The organism is Corallococcus sp. M7, from assembly GCF_054512695.1.
Window position 1 is genome coordinate 2,233,459 of sequence record NZ_CM137252.1, and the last position, 16,842, is coordinate 2,250,300.

The window sequence follows — 16,842 nt, forward strand, 5'->3', positions numbered from 1 at the left end:
CCCCTCAGCGACGGAGGGGCTCCGCGAGGAGCCGGCGGTAGAGCGCTTCGTAGCGGTCGATGGCGGGTTCCATCTGGAAGTGCTCCAGGACCCGCGCCCGCGCGCGCTGTGAGAAGCCCCGCCAGCGCTCCCTGTCCTCGACCAGCGTGAGCACGTGCCGGACCATGGCGGGGACATCCCCCAGCGGCGCCAGGAAGCCCGTCTCTCCGTGCGTGACGAGCTCCGGGATTCCGCCCAGGTCGCTGGCCACCACCGGGATGCCGCAGCTCAGCGCCTCCAGCGCGGCGAGCCCGAAGCTCTCCTGCTCGCTGGGGAGCAGGAAGACGTCGGAGGCGGCGACGAGTTCCTCGAAGCGGTCCTGCTTGCCGAGGAACGCGACGTGGTCCTCCAGGCCCTTCTCCCGCAGCATCCGCTCCGCGGGCGAGCGCTCCGGACCGTCGCCCACCATCACCAGCCGGCAGGGACGGCGGCGGTGGACCTCGGTGAAGATGGCGACCACGTCGGTGATGCGCTTCACCGGCCGGAAGTTGGAGACGTGGATGAGCACCGGCTCGTCTTCACGCAGGGCCGGGAAGAGCGCGCGCAGGCAGGCGCGGTCGCGCACCGGGGCGTAGCGCGCGGTGTCCGCGAAGTTCGCGATGACGTCGATGGGGACGCTCTCGGGGATGCCGAAGCCCTGCCACGTCGCGCGGCGCAGGTAGGCCGACGGCACCGTCACCGCGTCGCTGCGCAGGATGGAGAAGCGCGTGATGGGCAGGTAGCTGGGGTCGATTCCCACCAGCGTGGTGTCCGTCCCGTGCAGCGTGGTGACGACGCGCGGCGCCCGGGTTCCCAGCACCTCGCGCGCCATCCACGCGGCGGTGGCATGCGGCACCGCGTAGTGGACGTGCAGGATGTCCAGGCGCTCGTAGCTGGCGACTTCAATCATCTTGGAGGCCAGCGCGATGGGATAGGTGCTGGACTGCTGGAGCGCCGGGTAGTCGCTCTCCGTCACCTCATGGAAGACGACCTTCCGGTTCGTGCCATGGAGCCGGACCGGCAGGTCCCGGGCGATGAAGTGGACGCGGTGGCCCCGGTCCGCCATCGCGAGGCCAATCTCCGTGGCGACCATGCCGCTGCCACCGAAGGTCGGAAAGCAGGTGATGGCCACGTTGAGCGGGGCGTTCATGGGCGTGGCGGGAAGAACAGGGGCCGGGCGAAGCTATTCCTGCGGAAGTGGTCGAGCGGGTCGGCCAGTCCCAGCGCCTCGCGGAGGATGTAGGGCTCGCCGTGGGTGACGCCAATCTGCGCGCCATGGAAGCGGTCCCGGGCCTCCAGCGAGGACAGCGACAGCGGTGAGCCCACCAGGGTGGGCGGGGCGTCCGGGCGGGGCATCACCTGGCTGGAGTAGCAGTGCACCGCCGCGAGCTTGCGCTCGTAGACGGCGGAGACGTCGACGATGACGCTGGGCCCGGCCAGGTGCCGCAGCGGATAGTAGAGGACCTGCCGCGGCGTGAAGGGCTCCGCGGCGGACCGCGCTTCAAACTTGCGCACGCCCGCGAAGAAGAGGGCGCGCGTCACCAGCGCGCTGGCCGCCTCGTGGTCCGGGTGCCGCTCCTGCTCCCAGGGCACGACGACCAGCTCCGGACGCAGGCGGCGCAGCGCCTCCACCACGCGGGCCACGGCGGCGGTGCCGGTGCGCTCGGGCTCGGGCATGTCGAAGCCCGCCCACGGATTGAGCCAGCCGTCTGGCAGCTCCAGGTTCTCCCGGTGGGCCAGCCCCAGCGCGCGGGTGGCGGCTTCGGTCTCCTCCGCGCGGGATTGCGGCGTGCCGCGCGAGCTCTTCTCGCCGCGCGTCAGGTCGACGATGCCGGTGCGGTAGCCGCGGGCGGCCATGCTCGCCATCAGCCCGCCGCAGAACAGCTCCACGTCATCCGGGTGGGGGCCAAAGGCGAGGACGTCGATGTCGTAGGCGGTGCCGGTCGCGCTCATGGCGTCAGGTCCTTGGAGTCACCGGAGAAGGGGACACACGCGTCCAGCACCAGCTTCGTGAAGGCACGCGCCCCGATGCGGCAGGCGAAGTAGGGCAGGCCCAGGACGCGCTCCTGGGGCGCGTCCTGGGGGAAGAGGAACGTGCGCAGGCGGTCCACCTGTCCGGCCACCGTGGCATCGCGCCGGGCAAGCGCGCGGCGGTAGCGGCCCGTTAGGCGGGACACCGCGACTTGCACCGTGCCCCGGGTGCGGCGCAGCGCGTCCTGGAGGCTTGGGTCCACCGCCGACACCTGTCCGACGACGCGCTCCAGCTCGGAGGAGAATGCGCCGAAGAGGCGGGCCTCCAGGGCCTCGGGCGTCTCCAGCGGCTCCGGGGCATCGCGTGTAGCCAGCCGCGTGAGCAGCGTGTCGCGCGGCACGTTCACCTCATCCGGCTGGAGCCCCACCTTGCCCAGCCACCGGCGCGCGCGGTCATCGAGCACGCGGAAGCGGGCCCGGGGAATGGCGAGCGGCATCGGCTGGCCCGCGTGGGCGTAGAGCGGCGCCAGTTGCGCGAAGTAGGCCAGCTCTCCCGGGCCGCCGACATACGCCGCCGTGGGCAGCCAGGTGTCCTGGAGGAGGGGGCGCAGCAGCGCGGACGTGGTGAAGCGCAGCGGCTCACGCTCCAGCGCGGCGTGCAGCGCGTCCTGGGAGAGGACGCTGCCTTCCGGGTGGCCCACCAGACGCCAGGCGCCGGCCCCCGCCGGATCCATCCGGTAGCGCGGGCCATCGAGCGCATCCGGTGAGAAGAAGCTGAGCGGCGAGCCAGGGCGGACATGGACCTGCACCGCGTAGCCCGCGCGGGTGAGTTCCTCCGCGCGGGCCGCGAGCGCCTCGGAGAGCGCTCCCGCTTCCTGGAGGGCGAAGCGATGCACGGGCGCGGCCAGTGGCGCGAGCCGCGCGTCCCTCGGGTCGAGGAAGACCAGGCCCTCGTCGGCGAAGAGGGACGACAGCACGGCGGTGAAGGCACCCGCGAGCGTGGCCTCGGGACGGTAGGCCTGCTCCAGCAGGGAGAGGAACGCTTCCGCGTGGGGTTCCGCTCCCAGCTCGGCGCGGAGGGTGGCCAGGGCGGGGAGGACGCTCGGGCCCAGGTGGCGGTGGGCGATGGGCGCTCGAGACGTCTCCGCATCCGGAAGCTCGAGCGCCAGGCGACAGGGTCCTCCGCCCGGGCGTGGGATGACACAGTGGTCGATCTCCGGAAGGTCGTGGTCCTCCGTCTGGAGCCAGAAGACGGGAACACAGGGCCGGCCGGTTTCTTCCTGGAGCGCGCGCGCCGTGACGATGGCGGACGCGGCCTTGTAGAGGGTGTACAGCGGGCCCAGGAAGAGGCCCATCTGCTGTCCCGTCACCACCGCCACGGTGCCGGGCCGCGCGAGCAGCGCGAGGTTCCGCTCCCGTGCGGGACTCGGCGCGAGGCGCGCGTTCTGCGCGGCGAGCACGTCCAGCAGCGCGGGCGACACCGTGCGCGACGCGGCGGCCGCCACGGCCCGGGCGCGCGCTTCACGGCGCCGATAGTCATCCGAAAGGAAGGAGAGCGCGGACGCATCTCCGCGCAGCCACGCGGTCGAGAACGAGGACGTCACGGCCTGCGGTGATAACAGGTCGTGGCGGGCCCGCCACCGGAAGTGCATGCGCGCCCGGACATGGCGGCGGGCGTCATTCCGGAATGAATGCGGACCGCGCGGGTTGGTATAGGGTCCGTGCGAATGCGGACCCTGCTCCTTGGAATGACGCTGGCCATGAGCCTCGGATTCGGATCGACGGCGGTGGCGCGGCCTGCCCGGCAGCTCCACGCGGGTGAGATCGCGGCGGGCCTGGAGCGGCTCGGGGTGACGGGCAGTGTGCTCTATGTCGCGGCCCACCCGGACGACGAGAACACGCGCCTGCTCGCGTGGCTGGTGGGAGAACGCGGCCTGCGCACGGGTTACCTGTCCGTGACGCGCGGCGATGGGGGGCAGAACCTCATCGGCACCGAGCAGGGCGCCCTGCTCGGACTCATCCGCACGCATGAGCTGCTCGCCGCGCGGAGCGTGGACGGCGCGGAGCAGTTCTTCACGCGGGCGCGGGACTTCGGCTATTCGAAGAGCGCGGAAGAGGCGCTGCGTATCTGGGGCCATGACGCGGTGCTGGCGGATGTGGTGCTCGCCATCCGGCGCTTCCAGCCGGACGTCATCATCACCCGCTTCACCACGCAGCCGCCCAACCACGGCCACCACACGGCCTCCGCGCTGCTGGCGGCGGAGGCCTTCATCGCCGCCGCGGACCCGAAGCGCTTCCCCGAGCAGTTGTCCGAGGTGAAGCCGTGGAAGGCGGACCGCCTGCTGCAGAACGCCTCCTCGTGGTCGTTCAAGCCCGATGAGGACCTGTCCCGCTACGTGAAGCTGGAGGTAGGCGGCTACGACCCGTTGCTCGGGCGTTCATGGGGCGAGGTGGCCGCGGAGAGCCGCAGCCAGCACAAGAGCCAGGGCTTCGGCCAGGCCTCGGACCGCGGCCCCGCCGCCGAGTACTTCACGCCGCTGGCGGGGACGCTCCCGAAGCGCGACGTGTTCGAGGGGCTCGACTTCACCTGGAAGCGTTGGCCGGGCTCGGAGGCGGTGTCCCGCGCGGTGGCCGCCGCGACGAAGGCGTTCGATGCGCGCGCTCCCCACCGCTCCCTGCCCGCGCTCGTCCGGGTCCACGAGGCGCTGACCGCGCTGCCGGACACCCACCCGTGGAAGGCGCTCAAGCTGCGCGAGGTGGAGGCGCTCATCGCCCACTGCGCGGGGCTGTTCCTGGAGGTGCGGGCCGCCGCGCCCACGGGCATCCCGGGGCTGCCCGTGGCGTTGGACGTGGTGGCCCTGAACCGCTCGCCCGCCGCCGTCGAGTGGGTGGGGCTGACGCTGCCTGGCGAGAAGCCCGAGGCCGTGGGGAAGGCGCTGGCCGCGAACGTGCCCCTGAAGCTGTCGCGCACGGTGACGCTGCCCACGACGGCGCCCATCTCCACGCCCTACTGGCTCCGGGAGCCGGTCACCGGAGGGCTCTACACGCTCAAGGACGAAGACCGCGCGCTCACCGGACAGCCGGAGGGCAATCCCGCGCTGTCGGTCACGTTCGAGTACCAGGTCGCGGGCCGGCGCTTCCGCGCGGTGCGTCCGGTGGTCCACGCCTGGACGGATCCAGTACGCGGCGAGCTCTATCGTGACTTCGAGGTCGTCCCGCCCGTCACCGCCACGCTGGCGCAGGACGTGCTCATGTTCCCCAACGGCGAGTCCCGCGCCGTGCCGGTGGTGCTGGCCGCGGGGATGGACCAGGTGCCGGGCACGGTGCGGATGCTGGCGCCGCCCGGCTGGCGCGTGGCGCCCGCGTCGGTCGAGTTCAAGCTCGCGGCACGCGGAGACGAGCGCACCGTCACCTTCCAGGTCACGCCGCCCCCGGGAGCGACGCAGCAGGGAGTCCTCTCCGTGGATGTCGACGTGGGGGACCGCGCCTGGTCGTGGAGCGCCAACTCCGTGTCCCATCCCCACATCCCGCCGTTGACGGTGCGCCAGCCCTCCACGGCCACGGTGGTGCCGTTCTCCCTGGCCATGAAGGGCAAGCGCATCGGCTACATCCCCGGCCCGGGCGACCGCGTCGCGGAGAGCCTGGCCGCGGTGGGCTACGAGGTGACGCTGCTCCCCGAGGAGCGGCTGGCCCGCGAGCCGCTGGAGCGCTTCGACGCCATCCTCGTGGGCGTGCGCGCCTTCAACGCCAACGCGCACCTGGCCGTCCACCGGGAGCGGCTGCTCCAGTACGTGGAGGGCGGCGGGCGGCTGGTGGTGCAGTACAACACCAACAGCCGCGTGGGGCCGCTCACGTCCTTCGTCGGGCCCTATCCGCTGGAGATTGGCCGCGACCGGGTGACGGACGAGACGGCGGAGATGACGCCCGTGCGCGCCAATGAACCGCTGCTGCGCGCGCCCAACGCGCTGACGGCCGCGGACTTCGAGGGCTGGGTGCAGGAGCGTGGCCTCTACTTCGCGTCGTCGTGGGACGCCCGCTACCAGCCCGTGTTCGCCATGCACGACGCCGGCGAGGCGCCGCTCCAGGGCGCGCTGCTGGTCGCGCGTCATGGCAAGGGCACCTTCATCTACACAGGCCTCGCCTTCTTCCGTCAGCTCCCCGCCGGGGTTCCCGGCGCCTACCGCCTGTTGGCCAACATCCTCTCGCCATGAGCACTGCTCCCCAACCGACCCCTCCCGAGCCCGCCGACGCCGCCCCCGCGCGCCGGCCCGAGCTCGATGACGCGCCGCCGCTGCTGGGCTCCTGGCGCAACATCTACATCCTGGTGCTGGGCACCTTCGTGCTGTTCGTCGCCGTGTTCTGGGGCCTCACCGAGGCGTACGCGTGACGGGGCTCGACTGGCTGGTCCTGGGCGGGACGATCGCGTTCATCGTGGTGTGGGGGCTCTGGAAGTCCCGGGGGAAGGCCACCAGCGACGAATACATGCGTGGAGCCCGTGAGCTGAAGTGGCCCACCATCGGCCTGGGCGTCATGGCCACGCAGGCGAGCGCCGTCACCTTCCTCTCGGTCCCCGGACAGGCCTACGAGGATGGGATGCGCTTCGTGCAGTTCTACTTCGGCCTGCCGATCGCGATGGTCATCATCAGCGCGGTCTTCGTGCCCATCTACTACCGGCTGAATGTCATCACCGCGTACGAATACCTGGAGTCGCGCTTCGACCTGAAGACGCGGCTCCTGGGAGCCTTCCTCTTCCTCGTCCAGCGTGGGCTGGCCGCGGGCATCACCATCTACGCGCCGTCCATCATCCTCTCCACCATCCTCGGCTGGCCGCTGGAGCCCACGGTCATCGTCATGGGCGCGCTCGTCATCCTCTACACGGTGACGGGAGGCTCCAAGGCGGTGAGCCAGACGCAGAAGCAGCAGATGGTGGTGATGATGGGCGGCATGGTGGTGGCCGCCGCGGTCATCCTCTGGCGCCTGCCGGAGCACGTGTCGTTCGGCAAGGCGGTGGACGTCGCGGGCGCGTTCGGCCGGATGAATCTGGTGAGCTTCGACCTGGACATGCAGGACCGCTACAACTTCTGGTCCGGCATCACGGGAGGGCTGTTCCTGTCGCTGTCGTACTTCGGCACGGACCAGTCCCAGGTGGGCCGCTACCTGACGGGCCGCTCCATCTCCGAGAGCCGGCTGGGGCTGCTCTTCAACGGCGTGCTGAAGATCCCGATGCAGTTCCTCATCCTCTTCGTCGGGGTGCTCGTCTTCGTCTTCTACCAGTTCAGCACGCCGCCGCTGCTCTTCAACGAAGCGCTGCGCACCCGCGTGCAGGGCACGGCGCAGGGCACCGAGTACGCCGAGCTGGAAGCGAAGTGGGAGCAGCTCCAGTCCGGCAAGCGCGCGGAGGTGGGGCGCTACCTGGCGGCCGTCGAGTCGGGCGACGTGGCGGCCGGCGAGGCGTCACGGGCGCTGCTCCAGGGCGCGCAGCGGCAGGCGGGCGAGGTCCGCAAGGAGGCCAAGGCCATGGTGGCGCGCGCGCTTCCGGGCGCGGAGACGAAGGACTCGGACTACATCTTCATCGCCTTCGTGAAGCGTTGGTTGCCCAGCGGGCTGTTCGGGCTGCTCATCGCCGTCATCCTGTCCGCGGCCATGAGCTCCATCGCCAGCGAGCTGGCGGCATTGGGGACCACCACGACGGTGGACTTCTACCGGCGGGTGTTCCGGCCCGACGCCTCGGACCGTCAGGTGCTGGTGGCGTCCAAGCTGTTCACCGTGTTCTGGGGGCTGGTCGCGATGGCCTTCGCGACCTTCGCTTCGCTGCTGGACAACCTCATCCAGGCCGTCAACATCCTGGGCTCCATCTTCTATGGCACGGTGCTGGGCATCTTCCTGGTGGCCTTCTTCGTGAAGCACGTGCGCGGCCATGCCGTGTTCGCGGCGGCGGTCATCTCCCAGGCGACGGTGATTGCCCTCTTCTTCCTCTCCGACGTGGGCTACCTCTGGTTCAACGTCATCGGCTGTGCGCTGGTGGTGGTGCTGGGCCTGGTGCTGCAGGGCGTCCTGCCGCGCGAAGAGGCGCCGGCCCCGGTGACGGGGGCATGAGGCCACGGGGACCTGGGCGCAGGAATCGGATGTGGGTGTTGGCGATGGGCGCTGCTGTCCTCCTTGCCGGAGCGGCAGTGGCCGTGGGGGTGCTTCGAGGCCGCTCGGTGGAAGAGCCATCCCTCGACGCAGCGCCAGGCGAGGACGACTTTGCCGCCGACCTGGAGGAGCGCCCGAAGTGCTGGGTGAAGGTGAAGTCCTCGGAGCCGGGAAAGTGCCCTGGCGGTGTGGGGCAGGTCCACAAGGGGGCGTGCTACCTGCCCAACTGGGCTGAGTGCGCGAAGTACCTCTGAAGGTCACGGGGCTGATTTCGACGCCGAAGTGTAACGCTTGGCCTCCTCGGACCTCTCACCCGCATGCTCCCCACCTGTCGCGAAGCCACGCTTCTGCTTGACGTGGTCCATGACGCTCGCGTGCCGCTCCTCACGCGCTGGCGCGCGCGCTTCCACCTTCGCTACTGTGACAAGTGCCATCGCTTCGCGGAGCAGTACCGGGCCACGGCCCAGGTGCTGCGGGTGCTCGCCACGCCTCCGGGTGAGACCGGCATCAATGCCTTCCGGGCGTGGCGCGCGCGTGGATGACGCCGATGCGCGGTTGATCGCGGCGCTGCGCACTGGCGACGAGGAGGCGTTCGTCGCGCTCTGTCGCGGCGTGGAGGGGCCGCTGCGTGGACTGATTCGTCGCTTCGTGCCCGATGCGTCGGTGGATGACGTCGTGCAGCAGACCTGGATGCGCGCGCTGGAGTCGCTCGGCCAGTTTGAGGGGCGCGCACGCCTCTCCACGTGGGTGCTCCAGATTGGCCTGAACTTCGCGCGCTCGGTGGTGCAACTCGAACACCGCGAGGTCCCGCTTCCGGAGGGGGCGGACCCGGACGACGGCTGCTTCACCGAGGACGGATGGTGGGTGACGCCTCCCTCCGGATGGCCCGCGATGGCACTCAATCCCGAGCAGGCGACCGCGAATCGTGAGTTGCTTCGGCATCTCGAAGCCGAGCTGCGCAAGCTGCCCGACGCATGGCGGGCGGCGGTCGTGCTCTGCGACGTGGAGGGACTGGCGCCGCGCGAGGCGGCGATCGTGCTGTCGGTCCAAGAGGGCAACCTCCGCGTGCTGCTCCACCGTGGGAGAGCTCGGCTGCGGCGCTGCCTGGAACCGCTCATGCGCACGCAGGTGTAACGTTTCGCGCCGTCGCCACTCCCATCCGCGAGACGCAGTCAGGAGACACGCGACATGGCGACAGTCCTGGTGACGGGCGGTTCGGGATTCATCGGCGTGCACTGCATCGTGCAGTTGCTGAACGCGGGGCACCGTGTGCGAACAACGCTCAGGAACCTGGCACGAACAGAGGAGGTCCGCGCGATGGTGCGAGAGGGCGGAGCCGATGCCGGTGATGGACTCGCATTCCTGGCGGCGGACCTGGGCTCCGACGCCGCGTGGACGGACGCGGTGGATGGCTGCGAGTTCGTCATTCATCCTGCCTCACCCACGCCCGCCATCCAGGCCCGGACCGACGATGACTTCATCCTGCCGGCGCGCGACGGCGTGCTCCGCGTGCTTCGAGCCGCGCGCGACGCGGGCGTGAAGCGGGTGGTGTTCACGTCCGCCTTCGGCGCCATCGTGTACAGCCCCACGCCGAAGCGCGGACCGTACCTGGAGACGGACTGGTCCGAGACCGACCCTTCCGTGCCGCTGTATCAGCGCTCGAAGACGCTGTCGGAGCGCGCGGCATGGGACTTCATCGCGCGTGAAGGCGGAGCGCTCGAGCTCAGCGTCGTGAACCCGACCGCCGTGCTCGGTCCGGTGCTGGGGCCCGACACCTCGCACTCCATCGGCATCATCAAGCAGATGCTGGGAGGAGGGAGCCAAGGCTTTCCCAAGATCTACTCGCCGTACGTCGATGTCCGCGACGTGGCCGCGCTCCACCTGCAGGCGATGATTCATCCCGCGGCGAAGGGCGAGCGCTTCATCGCCTCGGCACCCGGAACGTGGTCGATGGCCGACATCGCACGTGTGCTGAAGCGGAACCTGGGGACAGCAGGCGCGCGCGTACCTACGCGTGAGCTGCCGAACTGGCTCGTGCGTCTGGCCGCGCTGCGGAACCCGACCGCGAAGATGGTGCTGCCCCACCTCGGGGTCATGCGCGAGACGAGCAGCGAGAAGGCGCAACGGATGCTCGGGTGGGCGCCGCGACCGTTCGACGAGGCGGTCCTCGCGACCGCCGAGAGCCTCCAACGGCTTGGACTTGCGTGAGCGTTCGTACGGACCTGTCTGGAGCCAGGCGGCATGGACCGGCTTCCAGGGAGGCACCCCTCACGGTCAGAGCAATCCCTGGGCCTTCAAGGCGTCGATGGCGGCGGCCAACGCGGGATGGGGTGACACCCACGCCCCCGGGGAGCGCACCGCGCTGACAAAGACAAAGGCGCCCTCCTTCGTGGCCACGTGCCCCACCAGCCAGGTCACATTCTCTTCTGGAAGCGTGAGCGAGCCTGTCTTCGCGCTGAGCACCGAGCCCTCCTTCCAGGGGCCGCCCATGTCGATGCCGTCCCGGACGTGCGACACGGTCTGGGGGCCCTGCACCAGGGTGCGCTTCACGATCTCCTGGGTGGCCGCGCTCACGGGGAGCTGTCCCCGGTAGAGCCGTGCCAGGAATTGGAGCTGCTCCTCGGGGGAGATGCGGAGCGGGCCGCCAAGCCAGAACAGGGTGATGTCTCCCGAAGCCTCCGCGTTTCCGTACTGAAGGCGCTTCATCCATGCTTCCTCGCGTTCACGGCCGAGTCGGGTCGCGAGCTCCTGGAAGACCCACAAGGCCGAGCGGCGCATGGCCGTGTCCAGCGTCTGATCCTGGTTCCAGGCCTGGACGGAACGCGGGGTGCCGTCCCATCGGAACACCTCGTCTGGCTTCAGCACGCCCTCCTCCAGCGCGATGAGCGCATGCGGAATCTTGAAGGTGGAAGCGGGTGCCAGGCGCTGTTGGCAGAGGCTGCTGTCGTTGAAGGCCACCTGGCCCGTTTCCAGGTTCATCAGGCCGAAGCAGCCGGGATGGCGGGAGACGATGCGGAGCGGGGCGGGGCGATGACCCACGCACGCGAAGGACATGAGCAGCACCAGCCATCCGGCGAGGTGGAACCTGGGAGAGGGGAGTCGGGACATGGGCGCGGGGCACAGCAAACCTCGCGCCAGCATTCGTCTATGCGGGAGCGCGGTCGTAGGGCCGCAGTTGTGCTTGGAGAGACACGGTTCGAATTCCGCCGCACGGCCTGGCCGCGTCACCGTTGCGGTGGGACCGGTTGGCACTGGCGCCTGAGGCGGTGAATGATGTGCCATGTCATTGAATGCCTACGAGCCATCTGCTGGCCTGTTCGTCCGCGGACTGACCAACTTGAAGACGCAGTTGACGAAGGCCGAAGCCCATGCCGCTGCCAGTGGCATCGGTGAAGCGGCGTTGCTGGACGCGCGACTCGCAGCGGAAGGACTCATGCGCGGCGTTGCGAGTGACGTGCCCGCGGACCTGCACATGTACACGCTTGCCGCTCAAGTCCACTGGGCCGCGGAGGGAGCCCGGTTGGCGATGGCGCAGTTGCTGGGGGCGCCACGGGAGCCGGCAGCGAACGATGCAAAGAGCTTCGCGGATCTGTACCAGCGGCTCGATGCGACGATCGCGTATCTCCGAGAGATCTCGCCCAGTGACCTCGAAGCCGGCCTCGAGCGGGAGATCGTGATCGAGCACCGTCGTGGCTCGATGCACTCCAGTGGCCGCCAGTTCCTGATCGCCTTCGCGATCCCCCACTTCTTCTATCACGTGACCACCGCCTACGGCATCTTGCGCAACCAAGGCGTGCGGCTCACCATGGGCGACTTCTTGGGCAACTGGGGGCAGTGACGCCTATGCCTTCGAGGACTCCTCTTCACGCTTCAGCGTGGGCCGGCTCTCTGCTCAGGACAGCAATTCGTCAAGGGCCGGGCACAGGGACTGGCCCCAGTCGGTCAGGTGGTACTCGACCTTCGGTGGGACCTGGGCGTGCACGATGCGCGCGACGATGCCGTCCTGCTCCAGCTGCCGGAGTTGCTGGCTGAGCATCTTCTGCGAGACGGCGGGGATGGCGCGCTCGAGGTCGGAGAAGCGCAGCGTCTTCCCGCCGAAGAGGTGGAAGAGGATGACCAGCTTCCAGCGGCCTTCGAGCATCTGGATGGCGCCCTCGATGCCGCTGGCCGCCGTCATGGGCGTGTGAGGGTCATGCTTACCCAAAAGTATGTACCCCACTTTTTCGTGCGTTCTTGTGGAAGAGATACCGCGCGATTACCTGGATGGCCATGACAACGAATCACTCGCTTGGAGATCGCTTCATGGGCTTCGATCTCGAATTGAAGGGCAAACGGGCGCTCGTCACGGGTGGGACCAAGGGCGTCGGGGCGGCTGTCGTCGCGGCGCTGGTCAAGGCTGGCGTCCGCGTCATCGCCACGGCGCGAACGGTGCCGGGGGACACGAAGGACGTCCACCATGTCGCGGCCGACGTGACGACGGCGGAGGGCTGCGCGGAGGTCGTCCGGCAGGCCATGGCGCGCCTCGGTGGCATCGACATCCTCGTGAATGTGCTGGGAGGCTCCACCGCCCCGAGCGGCGGCTTCGCGGCACTCTCGGACGACGACTGGCAGAAGGAGCTGAACCTGAACCCCACCTCATCGCCTTCGTCGCTTCTCCACGCGCGGGCTCGGTGACGGAGTTCGTCGTCGATGGCGGGACGGTCCCCACGGCGTGAGTGGCGGCACGGTCTTCTGCTATGAAGCCCGAGCAGTCGATTGGAGGGGTTGTCTCTTGAGACGGGTTGCAAGCCATGCGTGGGTGTGTCTCGTTGCAGTGGGGTGCATGCATACGCCCCAGGGTTACCAGGCGAACGGAGTGACCCTGACAACGAGGGATGAGGCCTCGGCCTCTGGCTTCAAGCCGTGGAAGCTGTCGGTTGCCTTCGGTGCCCGGCAGGATGGTACCGAGCTGCTGCTCGACTTCATGAAGCGCGCGGAAGCCGCCGGGGGGCGCTACGTCAGCGACGTGCACATCGTGCTGGCGAGTGAGCAGGATGGGGAGCCGGTGGAGTGCCGGACGGAGATCGTGCCGGAGTCTTCAGCGGAGACTGGCCGGATGCTTCAAAGCACGCCGGGGCATACCGAGATGCGGCATCACCTGGTTCCTGTCACGAAGACTGTCTTCGAGAGCCAGTTTCAATGCCAGTCCGTCACGGAGCCACGCACTGTCTCGGAGACCTACTACGAGAGTCAGTATGACCCGTCCTCGAAGACGACCCGCTCCGTGCCGCGCACGCGAATGGTGACGCGCTTCGAGCCCCGTCAGAAATGCGGTCACGTGCCCATGACGCGTACCGTGACGCGCTTCGAGTACCAGTTCCGCAGCGAGTACATCCCGCCGCGCCTGGAATGGGTGCCACGGCAGTACACCCGGTGGAGCCTGAAGGAGACGCTGCCTGCGTGCGCGCCATCTTCGCCGCGGACGGGTGACTCGCCCTCCATGCCCCACCGGATCGAAGGGGAGGTGTACGGCTGCTCGCTCGGACCGGCGCTGAATGAGTCCAGGCAGGAGGGGGGAGACTCGGGGCGAGCACCGGGCTGCGGGGACTGACGCCTGTACCATGCCGGAGCACCGGGCCTCAGCCGCCGTGGTCGGGGCTGTACGGGTGGCTGCCGTCCTCCTGCTGTCCCGAGTCGTTCGATTCCGCGGCGGGCGATGCCTGGCGCGCCAGCGGGCTCATGCTCCAGCTGCCGAAGTCCAGCAACTGGAGGGTGCGATCTTCCGCCTGGACGCGGTACGCAATCCACTGGTCGCCCAGGAACACGCGGTGAATGCCTGGCGAGACGACCGCGAGTTCCTTCGCATGGGGGCGATTCACCCGGGATGGGGATTGAGCGGCGTCGTCGGCCGCCGCGGCGAGCATGTGCAGCCGCTCCTGGATGGGGTGCCGCTCGGAGGCAGGAAGCTGCTCGTACACCTCCGATAGTTCGGGGACGATGGTAACGCGATAAGACATGGTGAGACACCTCCGTGAAGGGGCTGAAGCTGAATGCAGCCTGTCTAGGGCGGCACTCCGTGTGAGCGCTGTGTCGAGTCCAAAGGGAGGACCTGACGAAGCTCGTCCACGGAGACCGAGAGCACGACGGTGTCGCTGACTGACTGGACGATACGGGTGGGCAGCTCGACCCGGCCGGCGTGGAAGAAATTCCAGAATGCCCCAATCTGGTCGGCGGTCTCGGAGCCCAGCTTCACTTGAAGCCCCTCGACCTTCCAGGTCTCGTCGTCAATGAACAGGGCCTCCACGACGCCTATCTGTTCGCCCCCCGCGGCGACGACGGTGCGGCCTGAGTGGATACGCTCGGAAAATCGCATGTGCCAACGCTCCTCTTCCTCAACAGGATGGACACGCGAGCATGGGCGTGCCGTGGGCATCGCGATGCATGAGCAGACGGCAGGCCGGGCGTTGGCTCTGCTCACCTGCCGCCGTGAGGATCTCCGTCGGCGGGCTGATCACTTCTCGCGGGGCCGCATCTGGAAGAAGTCCTTCAGCCCCTTGCGCGCCTGGTTCACAGGGCCCTTGAGCTCCTTCGGCACGGGCACCGCCGGCAGCAGGCCCTGCGCGATGTCCGTGGGGCTGCCGGCCTTCACCTGGGGATCCTTCAGCGTGCCGGTGATGGTGATGGGAACCGAGACCGGCGCCCTGAGGGGGACCGCGCCGTGGGTGAGCTCGGACACGAACTGCTGGGAGGCCTGGATCTCTCCCTTCAGCTCCAGGCGCTCATCCAATGACACCCGTCCGTCCAGTGCCCCCTTTCCCAGGTCCGAATCGAACGCCATGGGCTGGGTGAAGGACGCCCAGCCATCCTGGATGCGGAAGCGCGCGTCCAGGTCCTTGAAGCGCGTGCCTTGCCCCGCCTTCCGCACGGTCCCGGCGGCCCCCTTCTTTCCCAGGGCCTCCAGTCCCTGCGAGACGGTGGACGCCACCGTCTCGCCCAGGTCCGTCGACGTGTAGACGCCCTCCCGCAGCAGCAAGGTCCCCGTGCCCGTCATCTGGTGGCGGACCCGCTCCCAGTCCAGGCCCGCTCCGGAGAGCTGGAGGTCCCCGCTGGCCGCGCCCTGGAGCGAGGCGTGTCCCGTGAGCGCCTGGAAGGCCTTCGCCGTGTCCATTCCGTCCAGCGTCGCCTTGAGCGACCACACCGGCTGCGCCTTCGTGAAGTCCACGCGAGAGCCGGTGAGGTTCGCGCGTCCACCGTACACATTCGCGGTGCCTCGCTGGACCAGGAGGGCGCCATCGTCCAGCTTCGCCCGGACGTCGACGTCCGATGCTGTCAGCGCGCCGTGGCGCAGGGTCGCGATGCGGAGCGTTCCCCCCACGTCCACCTTCCCGATCCCCGCGCGCTTCGAGATGAGCGGCGTGTTGGAGGGGCGCGCCTCATCCGGGGCGGAGCGCGGTGGCATCGCTCCGAGCAGGTGCCCCAGGTCCAGTTCCCTGCCCGCCAGCGAGAACTGTACTCGCGCGGGTTCCAGTTGCGCGGACGCGGTTCCTCCCAGTTCGACTCCAGGGCCCGACAGGGCGATTCGCGTGAACGCCACCTTCGCCGCCTGGGGCTGGTCCGGGTCGATGCGCGAGTCGAAGGCAAACGAGCCGTTCGCCGGATCTCCTCGCAGCCTCAGCCCCTTCGCCGAGCCATGTCCCGAGAGCACGTACCGGCCCTGGTCGGTCTTCAGGTCCGCATCGACGTTCAACGTCCCTCCGGTGAAGTACTCCGTCGCGGAGTCCGGGAGGAAACGGCGGAACGCGCTCACGGCCACATCCTTGCCCTTCAGGTGCGCTGTCGCCCGGGGCCAGGGCTGCCCTGCTCGAGGCAGGCTTCGCGGAAGCGAGTCGACCTTCAGGTTCAATTCCACGTTCTGCTTGGGAGCGGCCACCGCCATCCGCACCTTGCCCTCGAGTGGCTGACCCTGCCCGACATGATTCAGGTCCGCGTCGATGTCCTGGAGGGCGACCACCGCGGGCCTCCCCTCCGCCTCCTGGTCCATCACGCGCACCACGCCATCCCGGATGCGCAGGTGCTCGATGGCCGTATCGCTTTCCGATGCTCCGGAGGGGCCCTCGGGCGGATGCCTGAGCGTCTCGTGGTTCCAGGAGCCATCCGGGTGGTGGACCAGGTTCAGCGTGGGTTCCACGAGCCGCACCGAGCCAACACGCACGTCCTTGCCCAGGCTCCGCACGAAAGGCCAGAGCTGGACGGTCGCCGTGACACGGGAGGCTTCGAGGAAGGGCGGCTCGGAGTCCGCCCCCTCGGCGCGGAAGTTCGTGATGGTGGCGCCGGGCGTGGGGAGCAGGTGAGCGTCGAGCTTCTCGATGGTCACCTCGCGGCCAAGTGAGCGCGTCGCCACTGCCTCGATCCGCGCGCGCAGTTGCTCACCGAGCCAGGAGGGCTTGATGGCCAGCGCCGCGAGGGTCAGCACGAACGCCACGCCCACGAGGGCAAGCGCCACCTTCAGGGCTCGACGAGGGGGATGAGACGTTCGGCTCATGTCGATAAGGATGGGGGGACGCCAGGGGGTTGGCGCCGCTCGGCGGGCCGGGCCCTTCCTCTGTCCGTGCCACCCGTGGCTGCCGGAAATCAGGGTCCAGTGCTCCGAGGTGCTTGCGACGCAGTGACCGGATTGGGGTAGACACCCCCGCCCATCGCGCGCCGGAAGGGGGCACGGCGAGTACGTCCGTTCAAAGT

Annotated in this window: 18 protein-coding genes; 10 read left to right on the forward strand and 8 right to left on the reverse strand. The window is 69.3% G+C overall.

The genetic code is table 11. The annotated features are described in order from the left end of the window. Positions 1-4 precede the first annotated feature (4 nt). The 3 genes from bshA to bshC are packed head-to-tail and all read right to left on the reverse strand — an operon-like array spanning position 5 to position 3,641. Positions 5-1,168: an N-acetyl-alpha-D-glucosaminyl L-malate synthase BshA gene (bshA, locus tag ACX114_RS09375; RefSeq protein WP_459296816.1), complete on the reverse strand. Its 1,164-nt coding sequence runs from the start codon at positions 1,166-1,168 to the stop codon at positions 5-7. After that, positions 1,165-1,971 (reverse strand): bacillithiol biosynthesis deacetylase BshB1, encoded by an 807-nt coding sequence (gene bshB1 / locus ACX114_RS09380; protein WP_459296818.1) that lies wholly within the window; start codon positions 1,969-1,971, stop codon positions 1,165-1,167. Before bshB1 ends, bshA begins: the two co-directional genes overlap by 4 nt. After that, positions 1,968-3,641: a bacillithiol biosynthesis cysteine-adding enzyme BshC gene (gene bshC, locus ACX114_RS09385; protein ID WP_459296820.1), complete on the reverse strand. Its 1,674-nt coding sequence runs from the start codon at positions 3,639-3,641 to the stop codon at positions 1,968-1,970. Before bshC ends, bshB1 begins: the two co-directional genes overlap by 4 nt. A gap of 75 nt (positions 3,642-3,716) precedes the next feature. On the opposite strand from bshC, the gene ACX114_RS09390 reads away from it, so the two are divergent. The 7 genes from ACX114_RS09390 (at position 3,717) to ACX114_RS09420 (ending at position 10,332) form a co-directional block, all read left to right on the forward strand. Continuing rightward, positions 3,717-6,200: a PIG-L family deacetylase gene (locus ACX114_RS09390; protein ID WP_459296822.1), complete on the forward strand. Its 2,484-nt coding sequence runs from the start codon at positions 3,717-3,719 to the stop codon at positions 6,198-6,200. Next, positions 6,197-6,376, forward strand: a complete 180-nt coding sequence (locus tag ACX114_RS09395; RefSeq protein WP_459296824.1) for a hypothetical protein — start codon at positions 6,197-6,199, stop codon at positions 6,374-6,376. The genes ACX114_RS09390 and ACX114_RS09395 overlap by 4 nt, the downstream gene beginning before the upstream one ends. Continuing rightward, on the forward strand, positions 6,373-8,085 hold the full coding sequence (locus tag ACX114_RS09400) for a sodium:solute symporter family protein (protein WP_459296826.1): 1,713 nt from the start codon (positions 6,373-6,375) through the stop codon (positions 8,083-8,085). The genes ACX114_RS09395 and ACX114_RS09400 overlap by 4 nt, the downstream gene beginning before the upstream one ends. Before the next feature lie 107 nt (positions 8,086-8,192). Beyond that, entirely contained in the window at positions 8,193-8,378 is a 186-nt protein-coding gene (locus ACX114_RS09405; RefSeq protein ID WP_459296828.1) for a hypothetical protein, read from the forward strand. Positions 8,379-8,498: 120 nt separating this feature from the next. Continuing rightward, the gene (locus ACX114_RS09410; protein ID WP_459296830.1) at positions 8,499-8,666 is read left to right on the forward strand and encodes a hypothetical protein; all 168 of its coding nucleotides are present in this window, start codon (positions 8,499-8,501) and stop codon (positions 8,664-8,666) included. Continuing rightward, positions 8,659-9,258 carry an RNA polymerase sigma factor gene (locus ACX114_RS09415; RefSeq protein ID WP_459296832.1) on the forward strand — a complete coding sequence of 200 codons (600 nt, stop codon included), beginning with the start codon at positions 8,659-8,661 and terminating at the stop codon, positions 9,256-9,258. Before ACX114_RS09410 ends, ACX114_RS09415 begins: the two co-directional genes overlap by 8 nt. Before the next feature lie 54 nt (positions 9,259-9,312). Continuing rightward, the gene (locus ACX114_RS09420; RefSeq protein WP_459296834.1) at positions 9,313-10,332 is read left to right on the forward strand and encodes an SDR family oxidoreductase; all 1,020 of its coding nucleotides are present in this window, start codon (positions 9,313-9,315) and stop codon (positions 10,330-10,332) included. Between the two features lie 66 nt (positions 10,333-10,398). On the opposite strand, the gene ACX114_RS09425 is transcribed toward ACX114_RS09420, so the two are convergent. Beyond that, on the reverse strand, positions 10,399-11,232 hold the full coding sequence (locus tag ACX114_RS09425; protein ID WP_459296836.1) for a penicillin-binding transpeptidase domain-containing protein: 834 nt from the start codon (positions 11,230-11,232) through the stop codon (positions 10,399-10,401). 172 nt (positions 11,233-11,404) lie between these two features. Here ACX114_RS09425 and ACX114_RS09430 point away from each other — a divergent pair, with 172 nt between their 5' ends. Then, the gene (locus ACX114_RS09430; protein WP_459296838.1) at positions 11,405-11,962 is read left to right on the forward strand and encodes a DUF1993 family protein; all 558 of its coding nucleotides are present in this window, start codon (positions 11,405-11,407) and stop codon (positions 11,960-11,962) included. 54 nt (positions 11,963-12,016) lie between these two features. Here ACX114_RS09430 and ACX114_RS09435 read toward each other — a convergent pair whose 3' ends face one another. Next, positions 12,017-12,301 carry a winged helix-turn-helix transcriptional regulator gene (locus ACX114_RS09435; RefSeq protein ID WP_459296840.1) on the reverse strand — a complete coding sequence of 95 codons (285 nt, stop codon included), beginning with the start codon at positions 12,299-12,301 and terminating at the stop codon, positions 12,017-12,019. Between the two features lie 125 nt (positions 12,302-12,426). Here ACX114_RS09435 and ACX114_RS09440 point away from each other — a divergent pair, with 125 nt between their 5' ends. Together ACX114_RS09440 and ACX114_RS09445 are read left to right on the forward strand one after the other, a co-directional pair. Then, positions 12,427-12,798, forward strand: coding sequence for an SDR family NAD(P)-dependent oxidoreductase (locus tag ACX114_RS09440; RefSeq protein WP_459296842.1), 372 nt, complete (start codon positions 12,427-12,429; stop codon positions 12,796-12,798). A 181-nt stretch (positions 12,799-12,979) separates the two neighbouring features. Continuing rightward, positions 12,980-13,714 carry a hypothetical protein gene (locus tag ACX114_RS09445; protein WP_459296844.1) on the forward strand — a complete coding sequence of 245 codons (735 nt, stop codon included), beginning with the start codon at positions 12,980-12,982 and terminating at the stop codon, positions 13,712-13,714. 28 nt (positions 13,715-13,742) lie between these two features. On the opposite strand, the gene ACX114_RS09450 is transcribed toward ACX114_RS09445, so the two are convergent. The 3 genes from ACX114_RS09450 to ACX114_RS09460 form a co-directional block, all read right to left on the reverse strand. Continuing rightward, complete coding sequence (locus tag ACX114_RS09450) at positions 13,743-14,120, reverse strand: hypothetical protein (protein WP_459296846.1); 378 nt, start codon at positions 14,118-14,120, stop codon at positions 13,743-13,745. 44 nt (positions 14,121-14,164) lie between these two features. Further along, positions 14,165-14,476: a PRC-barrel domain-containing protein gene (locus ACX114_RS09455; protein WP_459296848.1), complete on the reverse strand. Its 312-nt coding sequence runs from the start codon at positions 14,474-14,476 to the stop codon at positions 14,165-14,167. Between the two features lie 138 nt (positions 14,477-14,614). Beyond that, positions 14,615-16,645, reverse strand: coding sequence for an AsmA family protein (locus ACX114_RS09460; protein WP_459296850.1), 2,031 nt, complete (start codon positions 16,643-16,645; stop codon positions 14,615-14,617). Positions 16,646-16,842 lie beyond the last annotated feature (197 nt).

What these genes read in the sequence shown, in the direction of transcription:
- bshA (WP_459296816.1), bottom strand. Translation starts at nt 1,168, where the DNA reads ATGAACGCCCCGCTCAACGTGGCCATCACCTGCTTTCCGACCTTCGGT.
- bshB1 (WP_459296818.1), bottom strand. Translation starts at nt 1,971, where the DNA reads ATGAGCGCGACCGGCACCGCCTACGACATCGACGTCCTCGCCTTTGGC.
- bshC (WP_459296820.1), bottom strand. Translation starts at nt 3,641, where the DNA reads ATGCACTTCCGGTGGCGGGCCCGCCACGACCTGTTATCACCGCAGGCC.
- ACX114_RS09390 (WP_459296822.1), top strand. Translation starts at nt 3,717, where the DNA reads ATGCGGACCCTGCTCCTTGGAATGACGCTGGCCATGAGCCTCGGATTC.
- ACX114_RS09395 (WP_459296824.1), top strand. Translation starts at nt 6,197, where the DNA reads ATGAGCACTGCTCCCCAACCGACCCCTCCCGAGCCCGCCGACGCCGCC.
- ACX114_RS09420 (WP_459296834.1), top strand. Translation starts at nt 9,313, where the DNA reads ATGGCGACAGTCCTGGTGACGGGCGGTTCGGGATTCATCGGCGTGCAC.
- ACX114_RS09425 (WP_459296836.1), bottom strand. Translation starts at nt 11,232, where the DNA reads ATGTCCCGACTCCCCTCTCCCAGGTTCCACCTCGCCGGATGGCTGGTG.
- ACX114_RS09430 (WP_459296838.1), top strand. Translation starts at nt 11,405, where the DNA reads ATGTCATTGAATGCCTACGAGCCATCTGCTGGCCTGTTCGTCCGCGGA.
- ACX114_RS09435 (WP_459296840.1), bottom strand. Translation starts at nt 12,301, where the DNA reads ATGACGGCGGCCAGCGGCATCGAGGGCGCCATCCAGATGCTCGAAGGC.
- ACX114_RS09440 (WP_459296842.1), top strand. Translation starts at nt 12,427, where the DNA reads ATGGGCTTCGATCTCGAATTGAAGGGCAAACGGGCGCTCGTCACGGGT.
- ACX114_RS09450 (WP_459296846.1), bottom strand. Translation starts at nt 14,120, where the DNA reads ATGTCTTATCGCGTTACCATCGTCCCCGAACTATCGGAGGTGTACGAG.
- ACX114_RS09455 (WP_459296848.1), bottom strand. Translation starts at nt 14,476, where the DNA reads ATGCGATTTTCCGAGCGTATCCACTCAGGCCGCACCGTCGTCGCCGCG.
- ACX114_RS09460 (WP_459296850.1), bottom strand. Translation starts at nt 16,645, where the DNA reads ATGAGCCGAACGTCTCATCCCCCTCGTCGAGCCCTGAAGGTGGCGCTT.